Raw genomic sequence first — 15,591 nt, forward strand, 5'->3', positions numbered from 1 at the left:
AATATCTTCCTATACTTTATTTCACGATCGTGCGATTGGTTCTAACATTCCATGACACGCTTAAGCCAATAACTTCTCCAAATGTCCGTAATGGAACGTATGTCACGCCGTCTATTTGCTTCGATTCAACAGTCTTCCCGCGCACCACTACCGTTCCCGGCGAAGCTGCCGGTTCTTCTCGTTTGAATGCGACGCCGAACAATTCGCAGATACCACGCGCCAGCTCCTCGGCGCATTCGCTACGGTAGGATTCAGACATCAACAGCCGCGCTTCATCTTGATTGGTCATGAATCCCGCCTCGACCAAGACGGACGGCATGTTCGTCTCGCGAAGGACATGGAAGTCTGCGGTCTTTACGCCGCGGTTCGGCAATTGCGTTCCGGCGATCAGGTGGCGATGCAGGATCTCGGCCGCTCGTTTGCTGGCCGCGCTGGTGGGATAGTGGAACGTCTCAATGCCGCAGGCGCTCCCCCACGCCTCGCCTGCTGCGTTTGCGTGAATGCTGATATATAAATCCGCCTTCGCCTTGTTCGCGGCGTCTGTGCGGGCCTGAAGTGGCGTATCTACATCGGTAGAAGCGACCAGCAGCGTGCGGAAGCCGCATCGGCGCAGGTGCGTGTCCAACTTGGCAGCAACTGATCGATTGAACTCGTTCTCTTTCATCACGGACCCATCAGAGAATACCGGCGTCCGTTTGCCCGGCGTCTCCATTCCATGACCGTCGCAGATTGCGACCAACTTCCCCATCTCATTCGCTCCTTTCAATTTTACGCAGATCGCCGATCCCAGCAGGCGGCCCGCTCCCTGATCATTCGGCCATAGGTACGTGCTCCCGCCGCCGTCGCCGTTCAGAGCATCGAGGCAGCCGAGCTCGTCCATGATCTCTCCAAGTTGATTCAGCGAAACAGCATCGACCGTCGTGACCAGCACCAGCTGCCCGACCGCCGTGATTCCGACCGCTGTCCGGATCGCTTTCCGCTGCCAGATATCGTCGCCGAGCCGGTCGCGTGTGATCGTTTCCTTGATGACGTTCTTTCCAGCACGGCGCAATACCGGTGAACCTTGAACCGCCCAGCGCACCGATTGAGGCGCCTTGCCGATCCGCAGCGTACCATCCGTTTGCATATACAGCTCTTCACGTGGGACAGTCTTCGGAATGTCGCTGATGACCGTCTTCCCAGCCGACGATCAAGCGACCGATCGGCACCCCAGACTTTATGTCTGCAAAATTAAAATTGAGGGCCATGTCGGCCCCCGTTGACTTTGCTATATCCCGCACGCGGGCGCCCGACTGATACGCCGCGAATACTTCGTCCATACGCGGATCTACAGTGACGACTCGAACATTAAACCCGTTGATCTTCATTTTTTGCGTTCCCCTTTTCGCTCAACTGCTCAAGGAAATCGCGAATCTTACCTGGTAGTGGAACTCCGATTGTGCCAAGGTTTTCGACTACCGACAATCCCTCGCGACCACCATAAAAGTAAATAGCCGCTGTCCGAAAAATAGGAGCGCCTGGTTGAATCCACTCATCCAGTAGGGACGCCAAACCTACAATGAACAGCACTACCGCTTTGCGGATACCGCCCCAAAACATGACGTCGCTATTGACCTTCTTATTCTTTATTGCGCCGAGAACGCCGGTGACGTAGTCGGCCACCATCAAAACGATAAGGACCTGCAAAGCCTTATCCCATCCACCAAGCCAATCCGTAGCAATAACCCCAATGGAGGCAATTGCCCCACCGATCGCCGTTTCCTTTCCATTCGTTCCCACCGCTGCTGTCAAAATGACCGTGCCCATCTCTTTGATTTGGTTCACCTTTTTCGCCTCCAATTCAAAATTAATAGGCCCCGCCTACTAAGCGGAGCCCTCAACGACCGGCACAAGATCCGGCCTCTTTGTATAAATTTCTGCATATACCAGTTCGCGGTCTTCCTCGTTCAGAGCCGTGTAGCTGTTCACGATGCCCTCGACTTGGCGCTCCCCCCGGTTGTACCGCGTTATGCATGCATTGGCGATAATGCGTATGATAAACATCGACATGGTTACTCACCTCCTCCCACGCCGAATAGCTCCGCAAGCGCGAGCTCCACGTCTGCCAACCTGGTATTAATCTGCTCGAATCGGTCCTGCTCGACGGCGGCCGCGTCGGCCACAACTGTAATCGTCACTTCATTAAGCCTGCTGGCCGTCACCTCGCCAACGCGCACCGTTTGAGTACCAGCAGACTCGAACGTCAGCTGCAGCGCGGCGGTTCCATCGGACGATGAGACTTTGGCGATGACCTCCCCGGTTTCCCGCTCGAAGGTAAGGCTCTCTTGGTCGGTCTCCGCCGTGATGCTAACCGTATACGGAAATCGATCCGCTCGGAAGCCTCCTCCACCGTGAAGGATGGCCGGTAACGTCTCGATCAGGACCTCGCCGTCATCACTGTAGACCTTGTATCCTTCGATAATCATGTACCATCCCTCCTCACGTTAGCGCCACTTTGGTGTGATAAGTGGCACCGTTGCCACCAGCTAGAGGTGGGAGGGGCTGGTTTGAACTGACATAACCTGTTCCCGCTGTCCCACCCGTGACTACCATTGAGGCACTGCTTGCAGGAGCGATAACGCTAACAACCCCACCCGCACCACCGCCTCCCCCAGCAGCCGCTGATGTGTCAGACCCATTCCCGCCATTTCCACCTTTGGCTTCCAATGTCAGTGAAGGCACCGTGCTCTCACTAAGCATAATAATAAGCCCACCTCCTCCTCCTCCAGCACCTGCTGAGGAATAATTACCAGAGTTACCTGATCCGCCACGCCCGCCGCTTGCTACTACAGATCCACCCCCGCCGCCGCCGGGATTCCATCCTCCTCCGTTATTTCCATTTCCACTACCGCCGCTCCCGCCTCCACCACAAATGAGCAGGTTCGTATCCATCTTTGCGAGCCAATGAGGAAATCGAAATCCTAGCGAGCTGAACAAGGAAAGAGAAGCTTCGCCTCCAGATCCGGCAGTATTATTATGAGCAAACGAATTTCCGCCGCCAATCTTGGTGACTTCTTGAAAATAGCTTGAACCGCCATTGCCTCCCCCGCCTGATCCGCTCGCCGCCCCCGCGACGCCTGCGCCGCCGTTCGCTCCGTTCGCTCTTACAGCGCCGGTGCCAGTAATCGAACGAGCGAATATAATTACAGCTCCTGCACCTGCACCTCCGTTGGAGCCGAATCCCGAGCCACCTGCTGCTGGTGCTCCCGCTAGAATCGTACCATTCAGGACCAGCGAATCGCATGCAATGATCGCTGGCTCGATCGTATTCGGCAACTTAACTGTAGCACCTGCCGCAATGGTGATCGTGTTGGCGATAATCACGTTGTCCGTTAACGTGTAGGTCTGCGAGGCGGTATATGAGAGGTTAGTAGCTGCCTTACCGCACCGGACCATCTCGCGGTACAGATCATATAAAGGACCGACCTTTCGCCCCTGGTTTACGCCGATCTGAGTGAGAAGTGCTAATTCTGCTCCGTCCCCCATTTAGAATCTTCCCCCTTTCTCCTAAGTGAATGACTTGGTGTGACCGGCAAGCGAGCCGTCTCCGTTATATGAGTAGGTCGTCGTGACTGTCACACCGTTGCCGCTGATCGCGTAAGTCGCGAGGCTGCCGTCGGTCAGGTTGTATGTGAACGTGGACGTTCTAACCGTTGTCGTTCCCTTCTTCTCTACGGTCTGCGACAGCTGGCCGTTCGTATTGTAGGTGTTCGTCGCCGAATCAGTATCAAGTCCGAGTAACATTGCATGGGCCTCTTCAACTCCAATCTCGAGCTTGTTGAGATTGGCCGCGTTGATCGGCGTACCGGCTTGAGTCGTCGTTCCGGGTGCCGGACTTAACTTGTAATGCTTCCTCGGGCCAAAAATTGTAGCCGCACTGCCTTGTTCTAGCTGTGGATGTGTGATGTAATAAGCGCCCGGACCATCGCCCGAATTTCCGAACAGCACGAAAACTACGCTATGCTCACCGCTGTTGAATGTGATGTTTCCCGATGCTCTATAAGCTGCTCCCGGTAAACTCGCTGTGATGCTTTCGTTAAAAACAGCGATATAACCGTACCGTTCTTGGGTCGATAACGTATAAACCGTGTTGGGCGTGACTTGGACTTTAACCTGAACCCAACGAAAACTAGCGCTAGGGCTCGCTGTCAGCTTGTAATCATCCTGCGGATCGATCACGGCGTTAAAACTTGGATGATTGAATTCCCATTCCGTGAACGGCGGCAACAAGTTTGTATTACTCCCGCCATTGTCCCTCATGTAGTAAGTCAAAGGATTTTCTACTATGCGGTCATTCCAGATCGTTCTGATGTAGGTCATCAGTAAATTGGCCCCCCTTCCCCGCACGTCTGCGTTCCGCAGTAGCGCAAATTGTCGTATACTAACAAGCCTAGTGCAAACAAGAGCATCAGGTTTCCTTCCAGTCGGTTGGCGTCCGAATAATCGAAGCCGTACCCGCGCGCCCAAACCTTGCCTGGCTCGTACCCTTGTGGCGTGATGAAGTTCGTGCGGATTGTTTCAAGGTTTTGCTCGATTCGATTAATATCCGAGAGAAAGAGCAGACTGGACTTGGTCCGGCCCGTAACCGACGTCATGGCCGGCATGGTGTATTGGATGCTATTCAGGTAGGTGGCCACGGTCGCTAGGTTGCTCTCGATCCGGTTGAAGTCCTCCGCATTAATCGAGTCATTCACGCCCCAGTCGAGTTTTGGAACAATCCATACCATCTAGTTCACCGCCCCGCGCGCTTCCGTCTTCGCCGACAAATAACCAGCGTAGTTGATCTCGTTCTTCGTGATAAACACCTTCATGTCGGCCCCGTATGTGTTCTCGATCGTAATGACATCGCCTAGCTCATGGGCCGGATTGCCGCGCCAGTTGGATTGATACGCTGCCCGATAGCCGCGCTGCGCCAGTATCCAGTTCGCGACGGCCTCCGCTTGCCCCGCCGTGTTGATCAGCGTATTGCCGTCCAGCTTCAACGTATCTCCTTTGATTGGTGCCGCGACCGTGACGTCTGTCGATGTATCGAGGTTAGTCCAGTAAGATACGACCACTTGCCCCGTCGCCTTCTCCAGTTTGATCTGCGCCTCGTTGTACTGGTTGTCGAGCGCGATAGCGTCTACGGATGTCCCCATGGCACCGAGCCGACGAATCGTAAGCACGTTCTCCCGCGTCACCCAAACGACAGCGCGGCCGGCGATAGCAATCATCTGGAGGATGTCCCTGCAGCTGGCCCGCTCGACCAGTCCGAGTGTGCCGACGTCCTGTAACGCAGTATCAATATCGTAGTTGGTCACGCCGCACAGCGCGAACATGTCGACAGCCATTTGATAGAGGTTGTATCCCGCTCTAGGGGAAAGGTTCTCGTGCTCCGTTTCGGCCATCGTGTCGAGGTTGGTCCGTGCCGTGAACGTCGCTGTCATGCTACCCTCATCGCTCCGCCATTCCGCCAGCAGATAGTTTCCGATCGGTACATACTCGTAATTGCCGTTGCCGATATCCAGTCCGATTTCTGCAATCACTTGCTGTCGTTCCTGCAAATACTTGTAGAAACCGGTTGGATTCAAGATGTTGAACTCGCGGCTGCTGTTATCGACTGTGAAGGTGAATTCCGGGGACGGCATTTCGCCGGACGTCAGGTCGATCTGCTCGACCAGTCCCATGCTGACCAGGTTGTCGTCCGTGTAGACCCTGACCACGCCGAAGTCGACTTCGAGCACCCGCGCGCGGCGGTCGCTGCGGCACCACTTCTTAATCGTGATGATGATTTTCTTGTAGTTGTACAGCTGGCCGATCGGCGTGCAAAGCGTGTCCGTGTTGCCCGTGACGTTGACCGTCGCAATGACTGAGTTGTCAGCGGCGTAGGCGGCCACGGTGAAGTCGGTCGCGTACTCCTCCGCATCGAAAGTAATCGTAAGGCCAAGGCTGGAGTGCGTCGTGCCGAAGTTGAATGTCAGGGTCGGAAAACTCACGAAAGTTCCGTTGGCGCCGCTGAGCACGCTGCTACAGAATCCCATTTCGCCGTTGTTGGCGATTGTGTCGTCCGCGAACGTGAACGTGCCGTCCAGTTTGAACCGGTCCGTCTCCAGCGTCGCCAGGCGCGAGCTAGTCGTGCGCTTCTTGTTGATCAGCTGTTGCTTGTTGCTGATCGCGGCCTCCCCAGACGTCGTGATGCTGGTCACGTCGCTGGCCGCAGTCACGTCGGAGATATCGAACGTCACCCGCCCAGTCGTAGCCCGGTAGGGGGCGTAAATGCCAGCCTTGAATTTCTGACTCGTCTCGTACACGAGCACCACCACCCTACCTTTCAATCAAATTGAATTTGACATCCTTATATCGCGGCACGCCGTTTTGGAAGTCCATCATTGGGGAGGTTCGGCCCCCAGCGTAGAAAGTCCCCGTCCGGCTGCCACCAGTTTGAGGATCGACATAGGTGACAGAGAAGAACAAAGGACTGACGGCATTAAGAACCTGCTGTACCTGCGTCGCAGTCAAGGTCTTCCAGGTGAGCTCGATTTTGCGTTTTACGGCGATTCGTTCTCCAATCATGTCGCCCTTAGCGTTTCTTTCCACATTATTGATGTCTTCGATATTTACCGTGTAATCCGAAGGGGTGGGAAGCGCCACCCCGGCAATCGAAATAAGCGCCACGCGCCTTCGCCTCCTACGTCGTTCGAATCATACTACCGCCGATCCGGCGTTGCTCTCGGGCTAGATGTGGAGCGATTGCGCGCGCGATAGCAGCACCATCGATGTTCAGCACAACATCTCCGTTACGATGACCCCCGTTCTGCTGGAATTGCATCGCGTGCATGACCGCCGTGCCGAGCGCGCCGGCCAGCTTGTCGACAAACGAAGTATTCTCCAATGGTACGATCATCTCCGCGCCCGCCTCGCCCGCGATGTAGTTGCCCATGTTGGTCTCACCGTCGACGATCCCACCGCGTGCCAGCTTCTGGAGCCGCGGCATCTCCGGGATATTGATACCGAAGCTATTCCCGCCTACACCAGGAATCCAGTCAGGAAATTCGAATTTGATTTTGTTCAGCCCCCGGACAACCCAGTTCATGCCGTCAATGATGCCGTTAAACAGACCGACGAACAGATTGGCAATCGGATTTACAACGTTAGACTTCAGCCAATCAGCGGCCACCGACCATACAGTCTTGATGCTTTCCCACACTGTCGCCGCCGTCTCTTTGACCGTGTCCCAGTTTTTGACCAACAGAACAATACCAGCCACCAAGGCAGCTACAGCCGCGATGACCAAACCGATCGGGGACGTGAGGACTGCCAGAGCGGTGTTAAAGGCCGTGGTCACAGCGGTACCAATGCCCGCCGCAACATTCCAAGCGACCATGGCGGCAGTCATTGCTACCTGCGCAATTGTCGATGCTGCCATGGCTACCTTGTTCGCGACCATCGCTGTCGTTGATGCAACCCATCTTGCTGCGTTCGTCGCTAGCGTAGCGGCAGCCGTAGCCATTGCTTTTACAAAATCGCCAATCAGTAATGCTTTGTTTGCTACCAGCGCCACCCTGTTGGCTGCGATCGCGGCAGTACTCGCCACCCATGCAGCGGTCTTCTTGGCTAACGCCGCGGCAGACGCCGCCAGCGAGACGACTAAATCCTTGGCGTACATCACGTTTAAGGCGGCCGTCTTCGCGAGATTAGCCACCTTCGCGCCGGTTGCTGCCCAGATCGCCGCTGTCATCCGTGTGAAGGCCGCCGCAACGCCGCCTGATGTCTGGATGAACGCCATCAACTCAACCGTTTTCCACACAGCAAAAAAGCCCACGAGTGCTGCTGTAATAGTCGTAACCGTCGACTGGTTGGCCGTCATCCATGAACCTATGCTGGTCAAAGCCGTGCCGAGTTGATTCAGAACGGATACGATTACCCCTCCGGTCCACACGGCGATCGGCTGAAGGAAGTTCTCCCACAACCAGAGGCCAATCGACTGGAATGCCTTAAGCAAAGGGGTGAGTACGGTGAAGGCTCCGGCCAGCGAATTGAGAAATGCAGGAATCAGACTTTGGATCGCCCATGTACCAAACGGAACGAGGATGTTATCCCAAAACCATTTCAATCCCTCGAAGAGAACCATGGTGAATGGCTCGACAGCAGCTTTCAGACGATTGAAGCTGTCGATCAGCGGCTGAAAGCTAATTCCCGACAATGTCTTCCGGATCTTGTCGGCCATCTCTTGGACTTTCTCGGAGATACCGAGAGTCTGGTCTTCATATGGAGTCATATCGATGCCAGTGCCATCCATGCCGGCTCCTGCATCGTCTACCCCGCCGCCTGCGCTCTCAGGCTCTTTCAGCAGGTTTACTTCGTCGAATCCAAGGAGCGAACCCGCCGCTTTTTTGGCGTCTTTGCCGGCCTTCGTCGCAGCGTCACCAGCTGCTTTGTGCGCATCGCCTAAGCTATCGACCGCCGCTGTTTGGGAGTCAATCGTAGCGGTCTGCGCCGCCCCTGCCTTGATATTGGCCTTCGGGAAGAGCGCCCGCATTAGAGCGGCGAATTTCACAAAGGCCGTCTCAGCTGCTCGTGCCAAGCTGGTAAGCAGCGGCAACGCGATATTAAGGATTGGAAGGAACGCCTGTCCCAACGCAAGCCTGGCGTCGCTCAGGGCGGCAATGAATCCGCCTTTCAATAGAGCCGTATTCTGAGCGATCTCGGTACCGAAGTTGCTGGTCGTCGAGTCCAGAATGTGATGATAGAGGATGGTCTTCTTCATCTGCTCACTCAGCTGTTCCCACGGCGCGTTATTCGCCAGCATCTTATATGCCTGCGACTGCTGGATCGCAGAGACACGAACGTTCACACCTAGCTCGTCAGCTCCGTCTGCTTCTTGGTTCATCGCGGAACGCATGCGGTCTGAAATCTCAGCCGAGGCCATCCCTGTTTTGCTTCGAATAATCGCCGCCGCCTTGATTAGTGCCGTCGTCTTGTTGAAGAGATCCTTCTCGTCCTTAGCGATCGACTTTAGTCGTAGCGAGTAGTTATTCGCCATCTCGGTTACTTCTAGTTTCGAGAAACCCATTGTGTCGCCCACGGTCTTTTGCCACTTTCTAAAATCATCGATACTGCGACCGAGCGTGACGCTGAGGGTGCCCATCAAGGCTTCGAATTTAATCGCATCGCCCATAGCAGCCCCTAAGCCCATGCCAACGCCGAGAGTGGCGAGGGTGGCCGCGATCCCAGCGACGGCTTTGCCAACGCCGCTTTTGAAACGCTCCAGGTCGGCACGCGCCTTTTGCATCTCCTTACGCATCGCAGAAAAGTCTGCGCCGGCCCGGATCATCAACTGCCGTACCAATGCCATTTATCCGCCCACCTCCTTCCCGCCCATTTGTTTGTTCAACGCGCGGATGACGTTGAGCATTTGCTTGTCCGTCATCGGCTTCTTCTTAGCCGGCGCTTTGCCGATTAGCTTTTCCAGTTTCGGCATACGTTTGGCTCGCTGCAAAACCGCGTTCAGATACGCTTGAGTCACGCGCTCATCGTGCATGAACTTCTCGCGTTTCTGATTTTCCTCGATGTATATCGCGAGCTCGTGCGGGGTCATATCGTCGTAATCGCGAAGAGGAATGCCCATAGCAAAGGCAGCCCGCAAAGACGTCTCCCAGCAGAAAGGTACAGGTTCTACCTCCTGCGCGGCTTCGCCGCCGGTGCCACCGTCTTCGGAGCTGCCGGAATGTTTCCCTCAACACCTCGCATCGCGATTTGGAAAGCCTCCTGCATTTTCTGCATCAGGTACCCCATGCTCGGTGCATGGTCGAGAATGTCCTCCATCATGTCGAGGGTCAGATTCTCGCCGTGTTCTTGCGCGTCCCTGGAGAGTCCGTGGAAGAAGATCGTCTCCAACTCCTCCATATCGAAGTCACTGTCTCCCTCGATCTCCTCCACGCTTTTCCCTGTGAATGCCATCATACGCTTCAACGCTTTGTGACCGAAGCGCAGTTCCCGCGGTCTGTCCAACTCCACGATTACAACGTCGTTGTTATTTGCAGCCATTACATTCCCTCCCGGATATTAATAAGGCCAGAACGAAATCCCGCTCCGGCCGCCCAAATTAGTTACGGAGTTACCGCTAGATTGAGGATCGGCTCTCCGGATACCGTGATCGTCGCCTCGAACGTCAGTGCATCCTCGAGCTCTGCGCTCGTGGAGAAGCCTGTGACGACACCACTGAATTCCCATTGTGCATTCAGCGACGGCGGGAAAACAATCTTGTACGAGGATGTCGCCCCACTCTCGAATGCGGCGTAAATAGCCGCTTGGCCGACGTCGTCCGGTGCGAAGAATCCAGAAATGGACACCTCGCCGCCGTCTTTGAAGCCCGCGATCTTGCGGCGGTAGCCGCCGGAGCTATCAAGAGCCGTTACATCGATCGATTCAGCGGATGCCTCGATACCGCCGATGCTGGAAAGATTGCCTACCGCATTAGTTCCGATCATTAATTTGGTGCCTAGCGCACGTGTTGCCTCTGCCATCGTTTTTCCCCCTTATATGTGAACTGTGAAGGAGAAGACGCATTTATGAAGTCGTGTATCGTCGTCATAAACCTCGTCAGGCTCCTCCAAAATCAATTGTTGGATAAAGAGACCATCTTCACCAATTGCACGCGCCTGGAAGCCGATGAGCAAAGCGAGAACAGCCTCGGAGTGTTGCTTCATGCCCGCGTAGGTGGAGGAAACAACATTTATGTCGACCGTGAGTGACTTATTGCTGCCGTATCCGCTAAGCGTGCTCACCAGTAGACCCGGGCTCGCCCCGTATACGACATAGGGTGCTTTCGTGCCCTCAGGCGCAGCGAGCGGAAACAGCTTCATCCCTATATCCGGAAGAGCCAAAAACTCCTCGACCAGGGCGCTTTCAAAGCTCAAACTACTCACCCCTTCAGGATCTTGTCGATCTCTTTGACCGCCACGCCGACCGTCTTCGTCTCGATCGCTTCCTTATTGCCGTCGATGGCCCGCTTGAGGTAACGATAGCCCGGGATGTACCCGCTCTCTCCTACCCGAAAACCGTATTCCTGGGATGCCGGGTAGTATAAGCGCTTGCCCTCCTTGCTGATCTTGACGAAGATGTCATTCTTGGCCGGGTCGAGCTTGATGTTGTACATCTTCTTACCGACCTTCGTGCGGCGTTCAGGCTTCAAAATCAAAGCGCCTTTCAGGTCGCCTAGATCAACAGGTGCATTTGCCTTGGCAGCCTTGAAGGCGATACTCGCCCCAGCCTTCGCTGCTTTGGTGACGACCCTCTGCGGAACCTTCTCGAGCTTCTTGATCATGGATTCCAGTTCTGTCATGCCTTCTATCCCTGATCGCCGCCGCATCTGTCATCCCTCCAAGGAAGTCCGTGAGCAAACTAGCTCCAGCTTCTCGCCGCTTTTGGAGTATGTGCGGACGATGTGATAGGTCGTTCCTTCGTGGATTAACGTCTGCTCCTGCTGGTATTCGATCGCTTGGACCTCGAAGACGATCTCCGGCCGAATTCCGACGGCATGTGCCTGGTAGAACTCGGTCTGCCGGACTGACTTCCGGTTCGCCATGACCTCGCGCTGAACCGGCTCGCCAACAACTTCAGCGCCGTATTGATCGCGCGTCTTCGTACCTGGTGTCAGCAAGTAAACAACATCCCGCCACATCATGACGGCACCGTATATTCCTCTGCCATTGTCAGGTGCGCTTTGAGCGAATCGTACGACTGGTGGAAGCGATCCGCGTCGGCGTTGTCGAAGCCGAAGCCGGCCTTCACGTAAAGAAACACCGCCCTCTTGATTAGAGGGTCGGTGTCGTCGTTCGCTTTTTCCGGCAACACACCGGATAGGGTCAGGTCGGCGATGGCCGCTTCGATCAACCCTTCGATCTCGTCATCGAAGGCCGCGACGCTCACGCGCAGGTGCTTCTTCGCTTGCTCGAGGAATGCCACGGCTCCCGCCTCCTATTCTTCGTCCTGCAAGGCGGCCGCTGCGGCGTCCAGCGCCTCGAGGGCTAGCAGCGCGTTCTCCTTGCCGCGCACCTTCTCACCGTTCGGCAGAAGGAAGTATCCACCGCCGACATGCTCCAGGCGTTCGTCGTCTTGCGCGCTGCCCTGCTCCGGCGCCGCCGGCGGTTCGTCGTTCTGATCCACCAACTCGGCTGCCGGAGCGGCTGATTCGCCGCTCTCCGCTTCGCCTGCCCCTGGCGTAACTTCTTCCGGGACTAAAAAAGCATCGTCCGCAGGGAGTTGGTCGCTCGCCGTGGTCGATGCTTGATTAGGTTCTTCGAGTTCCTCTTTGCCGAGGTAACCGCCGCTCTGGAGATAGGTAATGCGCGCCGGGTCAGCCGAGAGGTACGCGCTGCCGACACGGAAATGTACGCCTTGTACCTTACACAGAAACGCGCGCGTAACAACTGCTCTGTAAATCATGGATGCTCACCGTTCCCTTCTGGGTTCTATACCGCAGCTGCTTTCTTGACGCGGAGGAAGCCGTTCTTCGTCACGACGTTACCACCGACGAACACACTGGAACGGTGGGCAATCATGCCAGTTTTGAACTTGTAATCTGTCGAGCGTTGAACATCGATGTCGCTGAAGATCGTCAGCATGTAGTTGGAAAGTGGACCGTATGCCATCGAGTATTGGCCAGTCGCCGTCGTCGCATCGCTGACCGCTTTGCAGGCGCTGTTGATGATATATGGAACGCCGTCGATCGTGCCGGAGTTACCATTCGCCTTAACGTCATAGACCTTTTTGGACTCAGAGTTACGCAACGTCGCGAATGCCTTCAGGTCCTTTTTGTTCAGGATCAGAACAGCAGCGTCCTCAACATCCTCGTCACCACCGTAGGAGAACAGGATCTCGTCGAGTGTGAACTCATCGATCTCAGACACTTCCAAGTCGGTTGCTGCGTCAATGGCAGTCGCGGCCGCCGAGAAAATACCTGCGAGGTGGTTCGTCGTGCCGTCACCAATCAGAATTTCACGAGTGATTTTCTTACGAGTCGCTACCGTGACGCCTGCCATTACATGGCTGTCATAGTCAGCTGCCGCCAGCTTTTGAATTTCCTCGGAGTCCTCGGCATAAGCGGTGATCTTCGCCTTGCTGATCTGTGCCTTGCCGAATACTGGTTCAGCGTCAGCGTAGTTCGCACCTTCAGCTGTGTAATCGGCTGTGCCGTATCCCTTGATGTACGGCTGTTCAAAGCTCTCACCACCAAGCAGTGGTTTATGCGTGACGCGGTCGATGAGTGTCGATACCTCGTTGAACGTCGGCCGGATATCTGAAGCGTAGTGCTTCGGCAGAACAACCGTGGAGGCGCCGACTGTTACTGCGCGCTGCTCCTTAAGAGCCTTACCCCGTTCTTCGCGTGCTCTGCGCGCTTCCTTGGCCGGATCAGGCGCATCGCCTGGCGTGAATGGGTTACCCGTCTGACGCGGTTCGATCGTACCATCTTGAATCCCGGCTGCCAGAGCGGCACGACGTTCACTGGAGCGCACTTCTTTTTCTTCAGCCTGGAGAGACCGGAGTTCTGTTTCCAAGGCATCTACATCGATTTCAGTATCGCCTTCGAGCAAAGAGCGGATCTCTGCTTTACGTGTTTCGATTTCGTTCAGCCGAGCCTGTCCTTCTGTGCCGCCAGAAAACGTTTGGAGATTCAGAGCGAAACGGAATTTCTTTTGTTTGTTCATATCGTGAAACCCTCCCAGGTTTGTATTAGAGTAGCGCCATTAGCGCGAGACGTTTGCGTTTCTCGGCTGCGGCTGCAGCCTGCTTTTCTTTCTCGATCTCCGATTCGAACGCAGAGCGCGCGGAGATCGACGTTGAGTCGTACGCCGGGATATCGACTGCCGAAACGTCGTAGACCTTTTTGATCCGCAGCACGTTACGTGTGCGGGTCTCAGAGTCATAGGAGGTCTCTTTGGTCGTATAGGCGTAGCTCATGCGGTCGATATAGCCGCCACGGATCTCCTCATAAAGCTTACGGCCCTCTTCGGTACCGTCCAGGCGCGCCCGGATGAACAAGCCTTTCGAATCGATCTTCAGCTCGAGCGTCTTGTTGCGCGTGCGTGCCATGACCTTGCCGCCGTGGTTGTAATTGAAAATCACATCCGTCATGTCAGCCTCGCGGAGCGCGTCCGGGTGGACCTTCTCCTTGTATTGCTGGTCCCCATATTCATAGAGCACGGTCGGCTCATTAAAGCGAACCGCGTAGCCCTCAACGTACAGTGCCTCTTCCGCGTCGTCTCCTTCGCCGAGCGCGGCTGCCCGGATCTCAAATTCGAATTCCCGGTAATCGCGGTCCTTACGGCGCGGATCATTCATCCCCATCGTCATCTTCTTCCTCACCTCCCTTCGATGGAGTCGACGGCACTTTGGCCGGCGGTGCTTCGTTGACCTGAGCGGTATCCAGACGCCGGATCGGCTTGTCGCCGCCTTCGACCGGTGCCATGTTGAACACCTCGCGCCATTCATTCGGCGTCATCGCGCCGCGGTCGACCATTTCGCGCAGTTCGAGCTTTGTCTTTGCGCTGGCGTACTGCAGCCGGTTCGCTTCGAATACGATCTCGTTTCCGTGATACTGCTCGTTGTCGCTGAAAATCTTGATGGTCGCCTCTAGACTGGTCTGGATCGCAAAGGTCGGTTCGATTACCGATTCATAGATGGCATTCCATTCTTCCTCGGTATAGCTGCCATTAATGAATTTCTGGTTTACGCCGAAGTAGTTATAAACCTTCCGCTCGATCAACTCCATCTGCTTCGCGTCGATCATCTTCGGATCTGGATTCATCGGAGTGAAGTCTGCCTTCACGTCCGTCGCCGCGATCCCGCCACCGTTCTCAGGATTGAGGTAATCCCGAATGAAGTCTTCCGTCTGTTTTTTTCTATCCAACGGGTTCAGGTTCGTTGTGAACTTCAATATTCCGCGAACAAAAGCAGACGACTTAATCGCATTAATAATGCCTTGATTGGTCGCGTTGATCAGTTCCAACGTCGGGAGCAGCGGCTTCTCGTTTCCGCTGCCAAAATCCGGGTCCACGTTGAAAAACCGACGCAAGTGAATCACGTCGGCGTAAGGCACTGTATAGGTCTCCCCGTATCGCATCCGGAACCGGATAAAATATTCGTTCGCCGTTTCCAACATCTCGGCCATCACACAGTCGACCGGGTAGAAGCCGCGGATGCGATACCCTTCCATTGGGCCGGCACGATCGATCAGTATGAATGCATTCGAGCGAAGCAGCAGCTGCGTGAATACCTTGTACCAAAACGCGTAGGCGTTCTGTTTTGGATTCGGCCGCACGCTCAGAAACCGCTCAATGTTGCCGCCGACCTGCTTGACCTTGCCGTCAACGCGGCGGATGTGTCTGGCCTTGATCTTGGCCGCGTTCCGCGCGATCGCATCAACCGTGGCCCGCACGACGTCGCTCTCATAGGTGTCATCGCCGAAAGGGGTGAACACTGGCGTATACCCGCTCAGGAATCGTGTGCGGAATGAATTGGCCACCGCCCCCCCGAACCGACCGAACGTCTTCTGAAACATTCCCAATCGTC

21 protein-coding genes are annotated in these 15,591 nt (G+C 55.5%); all 21 read right to left on the minus strand.

What is annotated here, in order from left to right; translation table 11 throughout:
* Positions 1-16: 16 nt before the first annotated feature.
* The 21 genes from ACFFSY_RS29415 to ACFFSY_RS29515 all read right to left on the minus strand — a co-directional run bounded on the left by ACFFSY_RS29415 (position 17) and on the right by ACFFSY_RS29515 (position 15,580).
* On the minus strand, positions 17-1,126 hold the full coding sequence (locus tag ACFFSY_RS29415) for an N-acetylmuramoyl-L-alanine amidase (protein ID WP_377500936.1): 1,110 nt from the start codon (positions 1,124-1,126) through the stop codon (positions 17-19).
* Between the two features lie 10 nt (positions 1,127-1,136).
* Entirely contained in the window at positions 1,137-1,367 is a 231-nt protein-coding gene (locus ACFFSY_RS29420) for a hypothetical protein (protein WP_377500938.1), read from the minus strand.
* Entirely contained in the window at positions 1,348-1,824 is a 477-nt protein-coding gene (locus ACFFSY_RS29425; protein ID WP_377500940.1) for a phage holin family protein, read from the minus strand. The genes ACFFSY_RS29420 and ACFFSY_RS29425 overlap by 20 nt, the downstream gene beginning before the upstream one ends.
* 39 nt (positions 1,825-1,863) lie before the next feature.
* Complete coding sequence (locus ACFFSY_RS29430; RefSeq protein WP_377500942.1) at positions 1,864-2,049, minus strand: hypothetical protein; 186 nt, start codon at positions 2,047-2,049, stop codon at positions 1,864-1,866.
* A 2-nt stretch (positions 2,050-2,051) separates the two neighbouring features.
* On the minus strand, positions 2,052-2,465 hold the full coding sequence (locus ACFFSY_RS29435; RefSeq protein ID WP_377500944.1) for a hypothetical protein: 414 nt from the start codon (positions 2,463-2,465) through the stop codon (positions 2,052-2,054).
* Positions 2,466-3,546: 1,081 nt separating this feature from the next.
* On the minus strand, positions 3,547-4,359 hold the full coding sequence (locus ACFFSY_RS29440) for a hypothetical protein (RefSeq protein ID WP_377500946.1): 813 nt from the start codon (positions 4,357-4,359) through the stop codon (positions 3,547-3,549).
* On the minus strand, positions 4,359-4,766 hold the full coding sequence (locus ACFFSY_RS29445) for a hypothetical protein (RefSeq protein WP_377500948.1): 408 nt from the start codon (positions 4,764-4,766) through the stop codon (positions 4,359-4,361). Before ACFFSY_RS29445 ends, ACFFSY_RS29440 begins: the two co-directional genes overlap by 1 nt.
* Positions 4,767-6,329, minus strand: coding sequence for a hypothetical protein (locus ACFFSY_RS29450; protein ID WP_377500950.1), 1,563 nt, complete (start codon positions 6,327-6,329; stop codon positions 4,767-4,769).
* A 13-nt stretch (positions 6,330-6,342) separates the two neighbouring features.
* Positions 6,343-6,693 carry a DUF6711 family protein gene (locus ACFFSY_RS29455; protein ID WP_377500952.1) on the minus strand — a complete coding sequence of 117 codons (351 nt, stop codon included), beginning with the start codon at positions 6,691-6,693 and terminating at the stop codon, positions 6,343-6,345.
* A 13-nt stretch (positions 6,694-6,706) separates the two neighbouring features.
* The gene (locus tag ACFFSY_RS29460; RefSeq protein WP_377500954.1) at positions 6,707-9,373 is read right to left on the minus strand and encodes a hypothetical protein; all 2,667 of its coding nucleotides are present in this window, start codon (positions 9,371-9,373) and stop codon (positions 6,707-6,709) included.
* Entirely contained in the window at positions 9,374-9,646 is a 273-nt protein-coding gene (locus ACFFSY_RS29465) for a hypothetical protein (RefSeq protein WP_377500956.1), read from the minus strand.
* Positions 9,647-9,693: 47 nt separating this feature from the next.
* A complete protein-coding gene (locus ACFFSY_RS29470; protein ID WP_377500958.1) occupies positions 9,694-10,065 on the minus strand; it encodes a hypothetical protein in 372 nt (123 codons plus the stop codon).
* Positions 10,066-10,127: 62 nt separating this feature from the next.
* Positions 10,128-10,544 (minus strand): phage tail tube protein, encoded by a 417-nt coding sequence (locus ACFFSY_RS29475; RefSeq protein ID WP_377500960.1) that lies wholly within the window; start codon positions 10,542-10,544, stop codon positions 10,128-10,130.
* A gap of 12 nt (positions 10,545-10,556) precedes the next feature.
* Positions 10,557-10,937: a tail completion protein gp17 gene (gene gp17, locus ACFFSY_RS29480; protein ID WP_377500962.1), complete on the minus strand. Its 381-nt coding sequence runs from the start codon at positions 10,935-10,937 to the stop codon at positions 10,557-10,559.
* A 5-nt stretch (positions 10,938-10,942) separates the two neighbouring features.
* Entirely contained in the window at positions 10,943-11,362 is a 420-nt protein-coding gene (locus ACFFSY_RS29485) for an HK97-gp10 family putative phage morphogenesis protein (RefSeq protein WP_377500964.1), read from the minus strand.
* Positions 11,363-11,392: 30 nt separating this feature from the next.
* Positions 11,393-11,704: a phage head closure protein gene (locus ACFFSY_RS29490; RefSeq protein WP_377500966.1), complete on the minus strand. Its 312-nt coding sequence runs from the start codon at positions 11,702-11,704 to the stop codon at positions 11,393-11,395.
* A complete protein-coding gene (locus ACFFSY_RS29495) occupies positions 11,701-11,985 on the minus strand; it encodes a head-tail connector protein (protein WP_377500968.1) in 285 nt (94 codons plus the stop codon). The genes ACFFSY_RS29490 and ACFFSY_RS29495 overlap by 4 nt, the downstream gene beginning before the upstream one ends.
* A gap of 12 nt (positions 11,986-11,997) precedes the next feature.
* Positions 11,998-12,465, minus strand: coding sequence for a hypothetical protein (locus ACFFSY_RS29500; protein ID WP_377500970.1), 468 nt, complete (start codon positions 12,463-12,465; stop codon positions 11,998-12,000).
* A 26-nt stretch (positions 12,466-12,491) separates the two neighbouring features.
* Complete coding sequence (locus ACFFSY_RS29505) at positions 12,492-13,727, minus strand: phage major capsid protein (RefSeq protein WP_377500972.1); 1,236 nt, start codon at positions 13,725-13,727, stop codon at positions 12,492-12,494.
* 25 nt (positions 13,728-13,752) lie between these two features.
* Positions 13,753-14,373, minus strand: a complete 621-nt coding sequence (locus ACFFSY_RS29510) for an HK97 family phage prohead protease (RefSeq protein ID WP_377500974.1) — start codon at positions 14,371-14,373, stop codon at positions 13,753-13,755.
* Positions 14,354-15,580, minus strand: coding sequence for a phage portal protein (locus tag ACFFSY_RS29515; protein ID WP_377501560.1), 1,227 nt, complete (start codon positions 15,578-15,580; stop codon positions 14,354-14,356). Before ACFFSY_RS29515 ends, ACFFSY_RS29510 begins: the two co-directional genes overlap by 20 nt.
* Positions 15,581-15,591 lie beyond the last annotated feature (11 nt).

This window comes from Paenibacillus aurantiacus (genome assembly GCF_042431225.1).
Lineage (GTDB): Bacteria > Bacillota > Bacilli > Paenibacillales > Paenibacillaceae > Paenibacillus_Z > Paenibacillus_Z aurantiacus.